At 69.6% G+C, this 14,484-nt stretch carries 18 protein-coding genes and 2 pseudogenes; 10 read left to right on the forward strand and 10 right to left on the reverse strand.

From position 1 onward, the window contains the following. Window positions 1-132: 132 nt before the first annotated feature. From ACFV61_RS23830 to ACFV61_RS23845, 4 genes are all read left to right on the forward strand, one after another. The gene (locus ACFV61_RS23830; protein ID WP_380493754.1) at window positions 133-1,431 is read left to right on the forward strand and encodes an MFS transporter; all 1,299 of its coding nucleotides are present in this window, start codon (window positions 133-135) and stop codon (window positions 1,429-1,431) included. Window positions 1,432-1,554: 123 nt separating this feature from the next. After that, on the forward strand, window positions 1,555-2,358 hold the full coding sequence (locus ACFV61_RS23835) for an MBL fold metallo-hydrolase (RefSeq protein WP_063350526.1): 804 nt from the start codon (window positions 1,555-1,557) through the stop codon (window positions 2,356-2,358). Window positions 2,359-2,364: 6 nt separating this feature from the next. Next, a complete protein-coding gene (locus tag ACFV61_RS23840) occupies window positions 2,365-2,796 on the forward strand; it encodes a nuclear transport factor 2 family protein (RefSeq protein ID WP_063350525.1) in 432 nt (143 codons plus the stop codon). 142 nt (window positions 2,797-2,938) lie between these two features. Next, complete coding sequence (locus ACFV61_RS23845; protein ID WP_380493756.1) at window positions 2,939-4,210, forward strand: NAD(P)/FAD-dependent oxidoreductase; 1,272 nt, start codon at window positions 2,939-2,941, stop codon at window positions 4,208-4,210. 115 nt (window positions 4,211-4,325) lie between these two features. On the opposite strand, the gene ACFV61_RS23850 is transcribed toward ACFV61_RS23845, so the two are convergent. From ACFV61_RS23850 to ACFV61_RS23880, 7 genes are all read right to left on the reverse strand, one after another. Beyond that, on the reverse strand, window positions 4,326-4,721 hold the full coding sequence (locus tag ACFV61_RS23850) for a hypothetical protein (protein WP_380493758.1): 396 nt from the start codon (window positions 4,719-4,721) through the stop codon (window positions 4,326-4,328). 228 nt (window positions 4,722-4,949) lie between these two features. Then, window positions 4,950-5,354 carry an NUDIX domain-containing protein gene (locus tag ACFV61_RS23855; protein WP_363373676.1) on the reverse strand — a complete coding sequence of 135 codons (405 nt, stop codon included), beginning with the start codon at window positions 5,352-5,354 and terminating at the stop codon, window positions 4,950-4,952. A gap of 72 nt (window positions 5,355-5,426) precedes the next feature. After that, window positions 5,427-6,038, reverse strand: a complete 612-nt coding sequence (locus tag ACFV61_RS23860; protein ID WP_380370056.1) for an AAA family ATPase — start codon at window positions 6,036-6,038, stop codon at window positions 5,427-5,429. After that, on the reverse strand, window positions 6,011-6,811 hold the full coding sequence (locus ACFV61_RS23865; protein WP_380493760.1) for a hypothetical protein: 801 nt from the start codon (window positions 6,809-6,811) through the stop codon (window positions 6,011-6,013). The genes ACFV61_RS23860 and ACFV61_RS23865 overlap by 28 nt, the downstream gene beginning before the upstream one ends. A 59-nt stretch (window positions 6,812-6,870) precedes the next feature. Then, window positions 6,871-7,647 (reverse strand): hypothetical protein, encoded by a 777-nt coding sequence (locus tag ACFV61_RS23870; RefSeq protein WP_380493762.1) that lies wholly within the window; start codon window positions 7,645-7,647, stop codon window positions 6,871-6,873. Then, complete coding sequence (locus tag ACFV61_RS23875) at window positions 7,637-8,632, reverse strand: radical SAM protein (protein ID WP_380493764.1); 996 nt, start codon at window positions 8,630-8,632, stop codon at window positions 7,637-7,639. The genes ACFV61_RS23870 and ACFV61_RS23875 overlap by 11 nt, the downstream gene beginning before the upstream one ends. Window positions 8,633-9,314: 682 nt before the next feature. Then, window positions 9,315-9,566 (reverse strand): hypothetical protein, encoded by a 252-nt coding sequence (locus ACFV61_RS23880; protein WP_380493766.1) that lies wholly within the window; start codon window positions 9,564-9,566, stop codon window positions 9,315-9,317. A 109-nt stretch (window positions 9,567-9,675) separates the two neighbouring features. Between ACFV61_RS23880 and ACFV61_RS23885 the strand changes: the two genes are divergently transcribed. Further along, window positions 9,676-10,503 (forward strand): Scr1 family TA system antitoxin-like transcriptional regulator, encoded by an 828-nt coding sequence (locus ACFV61_RS23885; RefSeq protein WP_380493768.1) that lies wholly within the window; start codon window positions 9,676-9,678, stop codon window positions 10,501-10,503. Then, window positions 10,500-10,703, forward strand: a complete 204-nt coding sequence (locus ACFV61_RS23890) for a DUF397 domain-containing protein (protein WP_380493770.1) — start codon at window positions 10,500-10,502, stop codon at window positions 10,701-10,703. Before ACFV61_RS23885 ends, ACFV61_RS23890 begins: the two co-directional genes overlap by 4 nt. Before the next feature lie 156 nt (window positions 10,704-10,859). Here the strand turns inward: ACFV61_RS23890 and ACFV61_RS23895 are convergent, their stop codons facing one another. Then, entirely contained in the window at window positions 10,860-11,297 is a 438-nt protein-coding gene (locus ACFV61_RS23895) for a hypothetical protein (protein WP_380493772.1), read from the reverse strand. A 106-nt stretch (window positions 11,298-11,403) separates the two neighbouring features. Here ACFV61_RS23895 and ACFV61_RS23900 point away from each other — a divergent pair. Then, window positions 11,404-11,520: pseudogene (locus tag ACFV61_RS23900) on the forward strand (DUF397 domain-containing protein); the annotation flags it as partial. Between the two features lie 144 nt (window positions 11,521-11,664). Further along, window positions 11,665-12,081 (forward strand): DUF3592 domain-containing protein, encoded by a 417-nt coding sequence (locus ACFV61_RS23905; RefSeq protein WP_363373697.1) that lies wholly within the window; start codon window positions 11,665-11,667, stop codon window positions 12,079-12,081. A gap of 66 nt (window positions 12,082-12,147) precedes the next feature. On the opposite strand, the gene ACFV61_RS23910 is transcribed toward ACFV61_RS23905, so the two are convergent. Both ACFV61_RS23910 and ACFV61_RS23915 read right to left on the reverse strand, forming a co-directional pair. Further along, window positions 12,148-12,831 (reverse strand): GPP34 family phosphoprotein, encoded by a 684-nt coding sequence (locus tag ACFV61_RS23910; protein ID WP_380493775.1) that lies wholly within the window; start codon window positions 12,829-12,831, stop codon window positions 12,148-12,150. A gap of 486 nt (window positions 12,832-13,317) precedes the next feature. After that, complete coding sequence (locus ACFV61_RS23915) at window positions 13,318-13,683, reverse strand: hypothetical protein (RefSeq protein ID WP_063350519.1); 366 nt, start codon at window positions 13,681-13,683, stop codon at window positions 13,318-13,320. 141 nt (window positions 13,684-13,824) lie between these two features. Here ACFV61_RS23915 and ACFV61_RS23920 point away from each other — a divergent pair, with 141 nt between their 5' ends. Both ACFV61_RS23920 and ACFV61_RS23925 read left to right on the forward strand, forming a co-directional pair. Further along, entirely contained in the window at window positions 13,825-14,184 is a 360-nt protein-coding gene (locus ACFV61_RS23920; RefSeq protein ID WP_063350518.1) for a hypothetical protein, read from the forward strand. Then, window positions 14,181-14,484 (forward strand): annotated as a pseudogene (locus ACFV61_RS23925) (hypothetical protein); the annotation flags it as partial. The gene ACFV61_RS23920 and the pseudogene ACFV61_RS23925, both read left to right, overlap by 4 nt.

Raw genomic sequence — 14,484 nt, forward strand, 5'->3', positions numbered from 1 at the left:
CCGCCCTTTTTTTTTTCGGGGTCCCCCCCGCCCGGCCCCCCCCCCCCCCCCCCGCACCCCCCCCCCGGTTGTTGGGGGTTCCCCACAAACCCCCCGTGCCCGGCGGGCCGGGCAGGGCGGACGGTACCGGCCATGAGCCTGATCCAGGAGAAGTCCGTCCATGACCACGCCGCCGCCCGCGACCACACCGCCGCCCGCGACGGCCGGCCGCCGGCCCCGCCGATCGGTACGAGCCGCCGGGGCCCGTTCACGCTGCTGCGGCTGCTGACCGCCGCGGGCGGGCCCCGGTACGCGGCCGCGCTGGTGGTGGACGCGGTGGGCTCCGGCCTGCTGCGGCCGTTCCTGCTGCTGTACGGGATCGGGGTGCTGCACCTGGGCGCGGCGGCGGCGGGGCTGGCGATGTCGGCGGGGATGGTGGCGGGCCTGCTGGTGATGCCGCTGACCGGCCGGTGGATCGACCGCGGCGCCCGGACCCTCCCGGCGGCGGCCACCTTGGCGGTGCGGGCGGCGGGCGCGCTGGCGCTGCTGGTCGCGGACGGCCTGCCGGGGTTCGTGGCGGCGTCGGTGCTGATCGGGGTGGGCAGCCAGTCCTGGCCGACCACGCACGCGGCGGTGGTCAGCACGCTGACCGAGGGCCGGCTGCGGGACGCCGCGCTGGCGGCCGGGCGGTCGCTGCGCAACGCGGGGCTGGGCGCGGGGGCGCTGCTGGCCACGCTGGTGGTGACCGGCGGGGCGGGCGCGATCCGGGTGCTGGCCGGGGCGACGGGTGCGGCCTGCCTGGCCGCCGCCGCGCTGGTGCTGTCGCTGCGGGTGCGCGCGCCACACCGGGCCGCCGACCGGGCGGTGGACGTGCGGGAGCAGGGCGAGTCGCTGCGGCGGATCAGCCTGCTGAGCCTCGCCAACCTGCCGTACGCGTTCTGCTTCGACGTGCTGGAGGTGGCGCTGCCGGCGCTGCTGGTGCTGCACCTGCACGCCTCCCCGGCGTGGTCGTCGGGAGTGTTCGTGGGCAACACCGTGCTGGTGGTCGCGCTGCAGCTGGTGCTGGTGCTGCGGCTCGCGGACCGTTCGCGGCGGGCCGTGCTGGCCGCCTCGGGGGTGACGCTGGCCCTGGCCTACCTGGGGTACTGGGCGGTCGGGTCGCTGGGCGGCACGGCGGGCGCGGCGGGCGCCGCGGCGGTCTCGGTGGTGTTCACGCTGGGCGAGATCCTCTACACCGGTGCGGGGACGGCCCTGGTGACGGCCGCCGCCCCACCACACCTGCTGGGGCGGGCGCTGGCACGCTGGGAGCTCTCCTCGGGCGTGGGCCGGGCGGCGGCGCCGGCGACGCTGATGGCGCTGCTGGCGGCCGGTCCGGGGGTGCTGTGGCCGGTGCTGGCCGGGGCGACGCTGCTGGGGGCGCTGGCGGTGCTGCGACTGGCCCCGAGGGCGTGACGCCCACGGCGCGGGTCGGATCGGGCCCGGTCCCACCCCCGCCCCTCCTCCGGATGCGGAGCGCACCCGCAAGGCCGATGCTGGCGGCGAGGCGTGCCCGGCAGGAGGAAGGACAACAGACCCATGAGTGCTCTCGACTTCGAGATCATCGACAGCCCCGACAGCTCGCTCAACAAGACCTCCGTCCTGGTCACCGGCCCGCAGGACGCCCTGCTGGTGGACGCCGGGTTCACCCGCTCCGACGGCCGCCGGCTGGTGGAGCGGATCCGCGCCGCCGGCAAGCGGCTGGCCGCGGTCTTCGTCAGCCACGGGGACCCGGACTTCTACTTCGGCGCCCAGGAGGTCCAGGACGCCTTCCCGGAGGCACGGTTCCTGGCCACCGCCTCCACCGTCGAGCACATCCAGGAGACGTTCGAGGGCAAGCTCAAGGCCTGGGCCCACCTCGGCCCCGAGCTGCCCACCCGGCTGGTCCGCCCCGAGGTGCTGCACGGGGACGAACTCGTCTTCGAGGGGCACCGGTTCGAGCTGCGCGGCGCCGACTTCCACCTGCCCGACCGGCACTACCTCTGGCAGCACCACCACCACGCCGTACTCGGCGGCGTGCTGCTCTTCGAGGGCCTGCACGTGTGGACGGCCGACACCCCCGAGCAGGCCCAACGCGCCGCCTGGATCGACCTGTTGGACGGGATCGAGGCGCTCGAACCGCAGTTCGTCGCGGCCGGCCACCGCACCGCCGGCGCGGCCACCGACCTCACCTCCGTCCGCCACACCCGGGACTACCTGCGCGCCTTCGAGACCGAGATCGGCCGGGCCCCGGACGCGACCGCCGCGAAGGAGGCGCTGGAACGGCGCTTCCCCGACCTGGGGCTGAAGATCGCCGTCGACCTCGGCACCAAGGTCGCCATGGGCGAGATGGCCTGGGGCTGAGCGACGATGATCGAGATCCCGAGGGACACCGCCTCGTTCGCCGAGTCCTCCGCCCCGGCCGACGTGGTCCGCCGCCAGTACCTGGCCTCCGCCCACGGCGACCTGGCCGCCCTGCGCGCCACGCTCGCCGACGACGTGGAGTGGACCGAGATGGCCGGCTTCCCGCTGGCCGGCACCTACCGCACCCCGAAGGGCGTCACCGCCAACGTCATGGAGCGCCTGGCCGCCGCCTGGGAGAACTGGACGGCGCACGACGACACCTACGTGGTCGACGGCGAGAACGTGGTGGTGCTGGCCCGCTACACGGCCGTGCACAAGGCCACCGGAAAGCCGCTCGCGGTGCGGGTCGCCCACCACTTCACGGTGCGCGGCGGCCGGATCGTCCGCTTCGAGCAGTTCGCCGACACCGCGCTGGTCCGGGAGGCGATGACCCCGTAGCGGGTTCCTTGACCGCGCCCGCACCGGTGCGCGTTCACCCGTACGGGGGAGCGCGGCGCGGCGCGCCCGGCACGGCCTCGACACGCCACCCGGACGGCGGCAGGCTGGCCCCTGATTCCGGCCGGAGAGCGAGGAGTTCAGCATGGGCACGGGCACGGCGGGAACAGCGGGAACGGCGGAGGGCGGCGGGCGCGAGCGGCCGATCGTGATCGTCGGGGCGTCCCTGGGCGGCGCGATGGCCGCCCAGGCGCTGCGCGAGGCCGGGTACCGGGGCGGCATCGTCCTGATCGGCGACGAACACGAGCGCCCGTACGAGCGGCCGCCGCTGTCGAAGGGGTACCTGCTCGGCAAGACGCCCCGGGAGAAGATCTACGTCCACCCGCCGCAGTGGTACGGGGAGCAGGACGTCACGCTGCGGCTGGGCACGGCGGTGGCCGCGATCGACCCGGCCGGACACACCGTGACGCTCACCGACGACGGCCAGGTCAAGTACGCCAAACTGCTGCTCACCACCGGCTCGACCCCACGCCGGCTGCCGGTGCCGGGCGCGGACCAGGACGGCGTGCTCTACCTACGCCGGGTCGAGGACAGCGACCGGATCAAGGCCGCGCTGCGCCCCGGCGCCCGGGTCGCGGTGATCGGCGCGGGCTGGATCGGCCTGGAGGTGGCGGCAGCGGCCCGGGAGGCCGGCGCCGAGGTGACGGTGCTGGAGGCCGCCGAACTGCCGCTGCTGCGGGTGCTGGGCCGGGAGGTGGCGCAGGTCTTCGCCGATCTGCACCGCGACCACGGCGTCCAGCTGCGGTTCGGCGTCGAGGTCACCGAACTGACCGGCTCCGGCGGCACGGTGAGCGGCGTGCGGCTGGGCGACGGCACGACGGTGCCGGCCGACGCGGTGGTGGTCGGCATCGGCATCACCCCGGCGACCGGCCTAGCCGAGGCCGCCGGACTGGAGATCGACAACGGCATCAAGACCGACCAGCAGCTGCGCACTTCGGACCCGGACGTCTACGCGGCCGGCGACGTCGCCAACGCCTACCACCCGCTGTTCGACACGCACCTGCGGGTCGAACACTGGGCCAACGCCGTCAACCAGCCGCAGACCGCCGCCCGCGCGATGCTCGGGCACCCGGACGCGGTGTACGACCGAATCCCGTACTTCTTCAGCGACCAGTACGACGTTGGTCTGGAATACGTCGGCTACGTCGAACCGGACGGCTACGACCAGGTGGTGTTCCGCGGCGACCCGGCCACCCGGGAGTTCATCGCCTTCTGGCTGGCCGCCGGCCGGATCCTGGCGGGCATGAACGTCAACGTCTGGGACGTCACCGACCCGATCCGCGAACTCGTGCGCTCCGGCCGGACGGTGGACCCGAAGGCCCTGGCCGACCCGGACACCCCGCTCGGCAAGATCTGACACAGGGACGAACACCCGTCGTCCGCACGACCACGCGGATCGTCCGCCTCTGACCCCCCCCCCAACGCAACGATGCCCCTCCCCGTTTCGGGGAGGGGCATCTGAAGTCAGTCCCTCAGCACTGGGGGAGGCCGTTGCTGCCTCGCGCGTGCCACAGGTCATAGTTGTCGACATATGCGCCATACACATAGTCGTTGAAGTATTGCCGACCGATAGACCCGTAGTAGTACTCGGTGTTGATGTAATACCAAACGTCGCCCTGCTGGGCGATGTCCTCACCAACCGCCCAGCAGCGGACGTTCACAAAATCCCCGGGGGCAAGGTCACGGTGGATATCCTTGTTGGCCGTCCAGGGCGACCAGTACAGCCCCACATGGTGGGTCGTCTTCAGGGTGACCGGGTAGTCCCCGGTGTCCGCGTGGGCGGGCCCGGTCGTCAGCGCGAGCCCTCCGGCTGCCAGCGCGCCAGCCACAATAGCCCGCACCACACGTTGCCTCAGGTTCCGTTTCATTCTGGTCCCCCCGTGAAGATCGGTGCCGACGCCGCTGATGCCACCAGCCTCGACACTGAGCTTGGCAGCTTACCCGCCATCCGACAACGGCCAGTTCCCGCCAGCCCAGACCCGTTACGGCAAACGCACCTTGCTCACGTCACTCCAGGCCAGGTAAACCACCTGACCCTGAACGCAAAGAAGCCCCTCCCCCAGATCGGGGAGGGCGCCTTTCGTGTTTCAGGCCGGCTACCAGCCCACCACGGAGAATGGTTCGCCTTTCAGATACCGGCTGATCCCGGCCTCGTTGTAGGGCTGGGTGTTCTCCGGAAGATCGTTGAGTGGGTACCACCCGACACCGGCGCACTTGTGGGGTTCGGCGTTGTACGGTTCGCCGTTCCACTCGGAGGCGGCGAGGAACCAGCCGACGCGCGCCTCTCCCTCTGGGTTGCGGTAGTGCATGACATGGACAACCCGAACGGCCTCTCGGTGAACTTCCACGCCCACCTCCTCTCGGGCTTCGCGGATCGCTGCCGAGATCACGTCCTCGTCCACGTCGACCTTCCCGCTGGGGAGATTGAGCAGGCCGTCGCTGTAGCCGGTGTTGGCTCGTTCGGCCAGCAGGACGAGGCCGTTCCGTTCGAGGATGATCATGGCGTCGTTGATCGGACGTTGGGGCTGCACCAGGTCCTCCGAAGGTGTGTCGTAGGAGGACGATAGGCCACCTCAGTGGACGTTGATGCCCAGAAGGTGGAGGTGCTTGGCGATCCACTCGACGCGGGCCTGGGTGGTGAGGCCCTGCGGGAGGTCGAAGATCGGCACGTTGGTGGCCCGGATCGCCTCGTAGACGGCCGTCTCGGTGGCACTCTGGAGATCAAGCACCTTGCCACGGAACTGGTCGCCGCCGACCTCCTGGTCGTAGTGGTCGCGGCAATGGACCACGGCGGAGTACGTGATGGGCATCCAGGCCTTACAGAGAGACTCCATCGAGCGAAGGACTGCACGCACCTGCGGGTCATCCTGGTCAAGGACGATCCGGGCGTAGGCCAGGACATTGGCCGGGGTCTTGTCGGTGATCAGGAGACTGTGGTTTCGCGCCGTACGCATGGTGGTGGTGAGCTGGGCAGCGAAGGTGTCGAGTTCGACAGTGAGGTCGAATTCGCCTTTTCCGTGAAGAACGATCTCCTCCATGAAGGGGCTCACTCGCGCGGGTTCCCCCGTGGCTGCGACGTTGACGCCCTGCTCGCGGTAGTACGCCGCGAGGGCGTGGACCAGAGTGGTTTTTCCAGCCGCAGCGGTTCCCTCGACGGCTACGACCTTGCACTCGCGGATTGGCATGGTTCCCCCAACAGGTCTTGGAAGGTTCGGGATTGGAGCCAGCCCCAACCCTCGGCGTGGGCGGCGATCATGCGGTTCACGTTGAGCCCGACCTCGCCCCAACCGCCGAGGCCAGCCGCAGACACGGCAACGAGGGCGGTGGAGAGGGAGTGCCTGAGGTTAAGGACGCTGACCCGCTCACGAGCCTCGATGTCGTTCTTCTCCAGCCACCGACGGTGCAAGCTGGTCATCGAGGTACTGCGTAGTTCCGGCTGAGTGACGTCAAGGCCAAGTTCGGTGCAGACGTCGACCAGCCGCCGGGAGGTCCCGTCGAGCAGATGGCCGGCGTCGTACCGGGTGTCGATGATCCGAGGGCCTTCATCCTTGGGGGTGCGACGGGTTGACCAAGCGGCTCGGGCACTGTCGAGAGCCGGTTCAGCGTTTTCTCGGTTGGCGACCAACACGGCTAGGTCGGAACATAGTTGGTGCCCAGTGATGAGGTCGGCGTCCGCGAATGTTCGGGCGATGGTGTCGGCCGCGGAGACTACGAGTTCCCCAGTCTCACCAGCGTCCTCGACGTACATGCTGACGTACCCGAAGGAGAGTTGAGCAAGGTCAGCCACAGGGTCCGTGGTCGGGACATCAAGCACGGCAAGCGAGAAACAGAACGCCCTATTCCCGTTCTTGATCCGGTAGTTCTTGGTCCACTCGACGTCGAGCGAGGCCACCCGACACGTTCGAGAGTTCTTGCGCGGCAAGTGTCGCGGATCGAAGAGGTTGTTGACCGTGATCACGTTGCTCCTAGCGGTGCGGGCCCGGCCCTTCGCGGGCCGAGCCCACGGTATGCCCTGGATCAGTCCTGTCGTTCATCCGGAACGAGTACCAGGGGGAACGCGTCCCAGGCAACCAGGCCAAGCGGTTTGGTCGCGTCGAACACCCCGGTCCACTCCAGCCGTTGGGCTTGGTGGCCGGCCAGGAGTGCAACGGCGAGGGCAGACATGACCCCTGCCGCACCGATGTGTTGGGTGTGCCAGTCCCGGCCCGTCGCCCGCCCGGCCGAGGACCAGAGCTCTTCGTATGCCTGCTGGAGGGCCACCGGTGACCGGTACCGCCAGAGTTCCCGGCCGAAGTCGAGGCGGTTAGCCGTGAGCGCGTTGTCGAGTTGCATGCCGGAGTCGGCAGTGTCGACCAACAAAGCCGTACCGCGTTCGCGGCGGGGCCGGTCAGCCCACGCTTCACCCACAGCGTCGATACCGGCGCGCGGAGCCGTCAGCGGGGGACGAAGGGCGTGGAGGTCATCCGGAAAGGAGTGCCACCCGATGATCTCGGCCTCGCGGCGCGCCTGGACGAGCACGCTGTCCACGAAGGCCGGTATGTCGGACCGGTCACCGTTCGGTTCCACGGCGACACTGCGATACCCGAAGTGCAGGGTATCGGAGGCGATCTCGCGGCTTGCGGTCCGGTGTACGGGGATGAACACGGCAGCGGCACCGATCGGAACGACCTCACTGCCGTCGTCGGCCCACTGAATGCTCATCCCGGTGAGGAGCCGCACCTTTCGGGCGACGGGACGCATGTCGGCCGCGTAGGGCGTCTTGGGCCATGCCAGGTTGGAGAACTCACGCAGCACATCCGCCTCCCCCGTGGCCGATCGCGCGGATCGAGGCCCCGAGGTACTTCCGGTAGTGGTTCTCCTTGAAGCGGTATCGCTTCCAGATCTCCTGAATCGGCTCCTCCAGTACGTTGCCGATGGGCTCGAACAGGTCTTTCGAGTCGTACACCGGCCAGGCGTTGGCCTTGCCGGTGGGCTCCACCACGATCATGTGGCCTTCGTTCTCCGGCGTCCACGTGGTGAGCCGAAGCGCGGGACTCCACTGGTAGGTGGAGCGAAGTTCGCCGAGCCGGCCAAACGCCTCGCTGGCCTCGCCATCGGTGATGAACTCATTCGCGTCCAGGTTGAGGGCATTGCCCTTCCTGAGCGGCATGATCAGCTTGACCTTGCCCGCGTTGAGAACGTCGGCGATCTGCACCGTGAACGGCAGCGCCGCCAGGGTCGAGCGGTAGACGACTGCGGACAGGGAGATCGGAATACCCTCGTCCTGGAGTGCGCGAACGCCGGGCATGACCTTGTCGTAGTCCCCGCGTACCCGGTTGGTGATCCCTCGCGGACCTTCCAGGCCGATGTTCGCGAACGCGACCTTCCCCGCAATCCGCTTCGCGTGCTGGAGGCCGTGGGTGGCGTTCGTCGGTACGGCCAGGACGAAGTTATCGTCCGCAAACATGTCCACGATCTCACCGAAGTCGCGGCGCATGAGCGGTTCACCGCCGGACAGAAAGATCCGCTTGGTCCCCTTGAGGTGGTCCCTCATGGTCTCCAGCTGCGTCAGCTTCGGGTCCGGCAGCTGGAGGACTTCCGAGCAGAACGAGCAGTCGAAGTCACAGCGCTTCGTGACCTGGAGGATTGCGGACAGGGGTTCGGTGGACCGTTGGGCGAGTTCCTGGATGTCGGTTCCCGGTGCGGCCGTGAAGTGGTGGCCGCGGGCGGCGAAGGCGAGTCCGTCGCCCATCGACAGGTCGCTGCGGGGCGGTACGGCCGGCAGGCCGAGGTCAGTCATGGTCTTCCTCCCTGAACTGATCTATGAATTAAGCCGATTTGTTTCATTCACGATGGATGTCACACGTCGCCGACCGGACGGAGGCACCCGTGAGCCAGCGACGTGCTGCCCGGCCCCCACAGAGCCGGCTCCCGCCCCCGGGGTCACCGGGGGCGGGAGTTTCAGGCCCGCCCTGGTTGTCCGTCCGTGACGTGTAACGGCTCCAGGGCGGGGGTTCCGGCCGGAGGATCAGGACTCCACCGGCCGGTGATCAAGGGGGACGGCCGCTCCCCGCCAGAAGGGGGGTGACTGGCGGGGAGCGGTGTGGCTCGACGAGGGCCCGGCACCAACACGCCCTCGGAGCCGACCGGCAGGGAAGTAGGCCCGCCGGTACTCACCCGTCCGCGGCCGTCTTTCGCGGACGGGCGTTGAACCCCGTCGTCGCAGAGGATGAGCGCTCACGCTGCGACGACGGGAGCCTGTCAGTCCGGCGGGTCCGGTTCCCACCCGCACCGCACGCCGGCCGGGGTGACCACCATCCACTCGCGCCCGCCGCCCTGCTCACGCTGCGGCCGGGCGGCTGGCTCGGCCTTGAGCCCCATACACACTCGGATCGCGGCCAGCTCCTCAGGGGTACATCGAAGGTCTCGCGGAGCGGCGGAGATGCCCGCCAAGACGCCCGTTGCGGCGACCAGTTCGACGATCACGAGAGCGGCCGGCGGCGCGGGTTACACCCGGCACCGGGCGCGATCTCCCGGGGGTCGCATTGCCGCAACTGGTCCGGCCTGGTCGTCCACTCCCGACCCCCGCCGATCGGCCTCAGGAAGGCTGCCCCGCAGAGGATCTCCATGAAGACCCCCTCTCGGGGCTTGCCGTCGGCGTCACGGTGCTTCAGGTCCCGCACCACCTCGTTGCGAACGAAGTCGGGCAGCGTGGATTTCGAGTCTTCGGACATGGGGGGCTCCGATCCGTAGTGCGATGACTACTCAGGGGCACCAACTGTCCTCTAGGCTTGACGGGTGTTCAACCTGACGGATCTGCTTGCTGAGTAGAAAGTTTGGCCCATGAACAGGTCTGAGCTAGACCCCGCCGCCTCCCCCCAGGCCAAGTTCGGCGCGTTCCTCCGCAGTTCGCGCGAGGAACGGCGGTGGACACAGAAGGACCTGGCAGAGATGATCGGCTGTTCCCCAACCCACATCTCGCATCTGGAAAATGGTCACCGGCGCCCGACTCCACGCGTGGCACGGCAACTTGACACCGCATTTGGGATGGATCGGGTCTTCACCAATAAGGCGCTTGAGGTCGAGTCTTCGACTCTGCTTGAGGGGTTCCCGGCGTACGTGGCCAAGGAATCGAAGGCTCGAGAGCTTCGGCTGTTCACCTTGGGCATCGTGCCGGGGGTACTTCAAACCATGGAGTACGCACGGGCCATTGCAGCGGCAGCCGTAGACCGAGGCAGCATCACAGAGGATCAGGCCGCCGAACGGGTGCGATATCTTGAGCGTCGACAAGCGAAGTTGAACCGTGAGCCTCCGCCCGTGATCCACGCCGTTCTGGATGAGAGCTGCCTCCGTCGGCCGGTCGGCGGCGATGCGGTGATGGCAGCCCAGTTTGACCGTCTGCTCAGCTTTGCCCGCCTGCCGCACACCGTGCTTCAGGTCGCCCCGTTCTGCATAGGGGAGGCCAGGGCTTTCGATCTCCCCGTGTACATCCTCACCCTGGCTGACCGCTCCCTGATGTCGTACGCCGAGAGTGCCCAGCAAGGGAACCTGGAGCGGGACAGCGACGCTGTACAGCCCATGCTCACGACCTACTATCAACTACAGGCCCGAGCACTCTCGCAGGATGCGTCCGTGGCCCTGATCACGCAGCTAAGAGAGGATCTACCGTGACCGCCGAGCCTCAGTGGTTCAAGTCTTCGTACAGCAGCAACGGCGGCGAGTGCGTCGAGGTAACCGGGAGCCTGGTCGCAGAGGGTGCCGTTCCCGTCCGTGACTCCAAGGACCCCGAGGGGCCTGCCCTCATGTTCCCGGCCTCGGCTTGGTCGTCCTTCGTTGCCGCCGTCCGTACCGGCGAGTTCGGCGACGTCTGACGTACGCGCGCCACCTGAGACCCCGCCACCCCTTTCCGGAGTGGCGGGGTCTCTTGGCTGACCGCTACCTGACGAAGATGTTGAAAGCGCGCCCGGCTCGGGCAGCCGGAGCAAGATCTTCAAGAGGCTTCCAGGGATCCGGCCAATGGCTTCGAGTCAGGTCCGCTTGCGGCTCGCGATCTCGTCAGCGAGCTGCTGCACGTGGTCGGGGTCCGCGTCCCGGGCGAGGGCGACGTAGTGGTCCATGACGGCCGGCCGGTAGCGCACGGGGAACGTCTGTCCTGGGGCGAGTCGGGTGAGCTCGGTGATCGTGAGGTTTTCGTCCGCGATACCGCGGAACGAGATGCCGCTGGCGGTCTCCACGTCGAGCATCAGGACCACGCGTGGATTGCTGTTGACCTCCCGCCAGTCGACGAGAACGCCGAGCGCAAGCGCCCCCGTACGCAGTTCCGCATTGCGCTTGCGTGCATCACTGCTCAGCAACGGGTTCGGGGCGACGCCCGGGAAGTCGGGCCCGACACCGAGCGATTCCCGACTCAGGTCGGGCCTGAGCTGCGCCATCATGTCGTTGAGCTTCTTCCGCGAACCGAACATCCTGGCCCCTCCCTCACACCGGTGCCGGAATCTCGGCCTGGCGCTTCGCCTTCACTGCGATTGTACGTCGCGGCCATTCCCGGCCTCCGGCGCATCGCCCCGTCCCGGTGTTGTCCCCGTCCGCGATTCCAAGGACCCCGAGGGCCTGGCCCTTGCCTTCTCCCCCGATGGCTTCGCGGCCTTCGTTGCCGCCGTCCGTACCGGCGAGTTCGGCGACGTCTGACGTACGCGCGCTGCCCTGAGGGCCCCGTCACGCCTTTTCCGGAGTGGCGGGGCTCCGCCGTGAACTGGGCGGGTTCCAGGCGTCAGGAGTGCCTGCGGTCGGCAATACTGGGGTGTCCGGGGGCGATTCGGACAGGGAGGCGCGGTGGGCGGGACGGCCGGATTCGCCGTGGTGGTGTTCGGCGGCCTGGGCGGCGTGGTCGCCTACCTCGCCGGGGTGGTCGGGCTGCGCGACCTGCGGCGGCTGCGCCGGGTCGGCGTCCCGGCCCAGGCCCTGGTGCGCGCCCGCGTCCCCGCCCCGGAGGACCGCGCGTTGCCACCGCGCCCGCTGCTGCAGTTCGAGACCGAGGACGGCCGGGTGGTGGAGGTCTTCTCGCCCGTCCCGTCCACCCCGCGCCACCCGCTGCCGGACGGCGGCCACGTACAGGTCCGCTACGACCCGGCCGACCCCCGGCAGGTCCTGGTGGAAGGCCGCGAACGCAGGCCCCTGGAGTACGGCTTCGTGGCGCTCGGGCTGCTGATGGTGCTGGCCGCGATCACGCTGGCGGTCGCCGTCCTGTGAGGCTGCCCGATAGTTGCGACGTTCATCAGAACCGAGTCGTGGGGCGGGCCCGGCGCCGTTGCCGGCTCAGGTGATGACGGTGGTGGCGGCCGTGGTGGCGATGGTGACGGCCGCGATGGCGGCCACGGCGGCCTGCATGTTCCGGATCGCCTGGCCGACGGACTCGCCCGCCCAGTCGCCCTCGGCGATCTCCGCGAAGCGCGGCTCGACCTGCTTGCGGGGCTGCTCCGGGAAGGCCACCTTGTACAGGCGGGCGGTATGCAGGAGGGCGATCAACGTGGCGGTGCGGACGTCCGGTTCGGCGCCGTCCAGGACCACGGCGGCCAGGCGTGCGCGCAGGGCGCGCTCGACGGAGCCGTCCGCCTCCGGGTAGCGGCGGACCGGGAAGAGGCCGAGGGCGCGGTGGCGCTCCTCGACGACCAGGCCGCGCTCGCACAGCCGCTGGACGGTGTCCCGGATCGCCGTCGGCTGGTCCTTGGCCAGCCACTCGGCCGGCTTGGCCTTTCCGGCGCCCTTGCGCTCCGCCCACTCGGCGAGCCGGTCGAGACGCCCGTCGAGCAGGGGCTCGCCGGTCGGCGTGCGGTCGGTGACGGTCAGCCGACCGTCGTCCACCACGACCCGCCCGGCCAGCGCGAGGTCCGCGAGGAACCCGCCCGCCACCGCCCAGCCGGCGGTCGTACCCGCCTTCGCAACACCGGACTTGTCGTCCAGCGACAACAGCATCAGCTCCTCGGCGAGGGTGACGTGCATGCTCCATTCCTTTCGCGGATCAGAGGCGATCACAGGCAACCGGCAACTACCAGCGGTACCCATCGGGCTCCCCCGCTTCCCCTGCCGTCCGGCGCGGCGGCTCGGCGGCGCGCCTTCGTGCCGCGCGCGGCGTGGTCGAGCCGATTCCGTGGCACCGCCGAAACGCCGGCGCTCCGGCGGTTCGACCACGGTATTCCGGCGCTCCGTCGCCGGCCGGAACAGCCGGGGCGAATATGACGCCCAGTCATCGGAAAGTCACGCATTTCCATGGTCGGCGCGCACCCGCGATATTCGCGGCCCGATTCCCACGGACGGACCCCCGTAGTCGGTTCGTCACGCCCCGCATTCGCTCCGTCCGGAATTCCACGCGCGAAACGCGGCCCGCGCCGGCCTTCCGGGCGGGCCTTCGGGCAGCCCTTCAGGCAGGGCTTCCGGGCGGGCCTTCCGGACGGGGCGCGGACACCCGGGCCGCCGGCCCGGCCTCGGCTAGACGTCGAGAGCGGCCTCGATGCGCTTGAGACCGTGCCGGGCGAGCGCAAGGTTGCCGCGCGAGCGGTCCAGCGCCAGGTAGAGGAAGAGCGAGCCGTGACTGCGGGTCAGCGGGCGGATCAGGTGGTACTGGGTGCCGAGGGTGATCAGGATGTCCTCGATGACATCGTCGATCGACAGCGCGGCCAGGGCGCGTATCTTCGCACGAACGACCTCGGTGTTGGCGGCGGCCGCAATCTCCAGGTCGAGCTGCTGCCCCCCGCCGAGGGACCCGAGCGACATACCGCTCTCGTAGTCGGCCACGGCCACTCCGATGGCCCCCTCGATGGCCATCGCGTCCTTGAGTGCGTCGTCAATGTTCATACGCTGTTCGTCCTTTGCGTGACTTCCGGGCAGAACTCCCGTGTGCGGGAACAAAATAGCAAGAAGTCACCGGTTGTGGTCGCCTCGTGAAAATGATGGAATAAAGTACGCTACCGGGGTTCAGAACGTGAAGGGGTACTGGTGCGCGCACTCGAAGCTTCTCTCTCCGATGTGCTCGGCTCCCCCGGAGTGGTCGGTGCCGCGCTCGTCGACGCCGTCACGGGTCTCAGCTACCAGTCCGCCGGGGACCACCGGCTGCTCGGGACCGGGGCCGAACTCGCCGAGCTGACCAACCTGATCGGCGAGCGGCTGTACGAGGCAGGGGCGGAGAGCGAGTTGGAGAGCCTGGTGGTCACCAGCACCCGCCATCACCAGGTCGTCCAGGTGGTGTCCCGGATGGGCGACCCCCTGCTGCTGGCCACCGTGCTGGACCGGGAACGGACCAACCTGGCACTGGCCGTCCGCCAGACCGCCGACCGCGCGCAGGACTTGCTGGCATGACCGACCCGTCCCACGACACGGCTCCGCCCGCCATGCCCGCAGCTCCCACGGCGCCGGCTCCGCCCACCGCGCGCAACGTGCCCGCGCTGCTGCTCGCGCTGCGCCGGACGGAGTTCACCGGCTCGGTCACCGTCTCCAGCGCACCGGGCGGCACGATCCACCTGGAGCAGGGTCTGGTCGCGGCGATCGAGACCCCCGGGGCCCCGACCGCCGCGACCCTGCTGCTGAAGTCCCGGCGCGTCGGCGAGGAGGAGTGGGCGTCCGCCGAGACGGCCGCGGGGGGCGGGGGGGGCGGGGGGG

Source organism: Kitasatospora sp. NPDC059817, assembly GCF_042731835.1.
Classification (GTDB): Bacteria; Actinomycetota; Actinomycetes; order Streptomycetales; family Streptomycetaceae; genus Kitasatospora.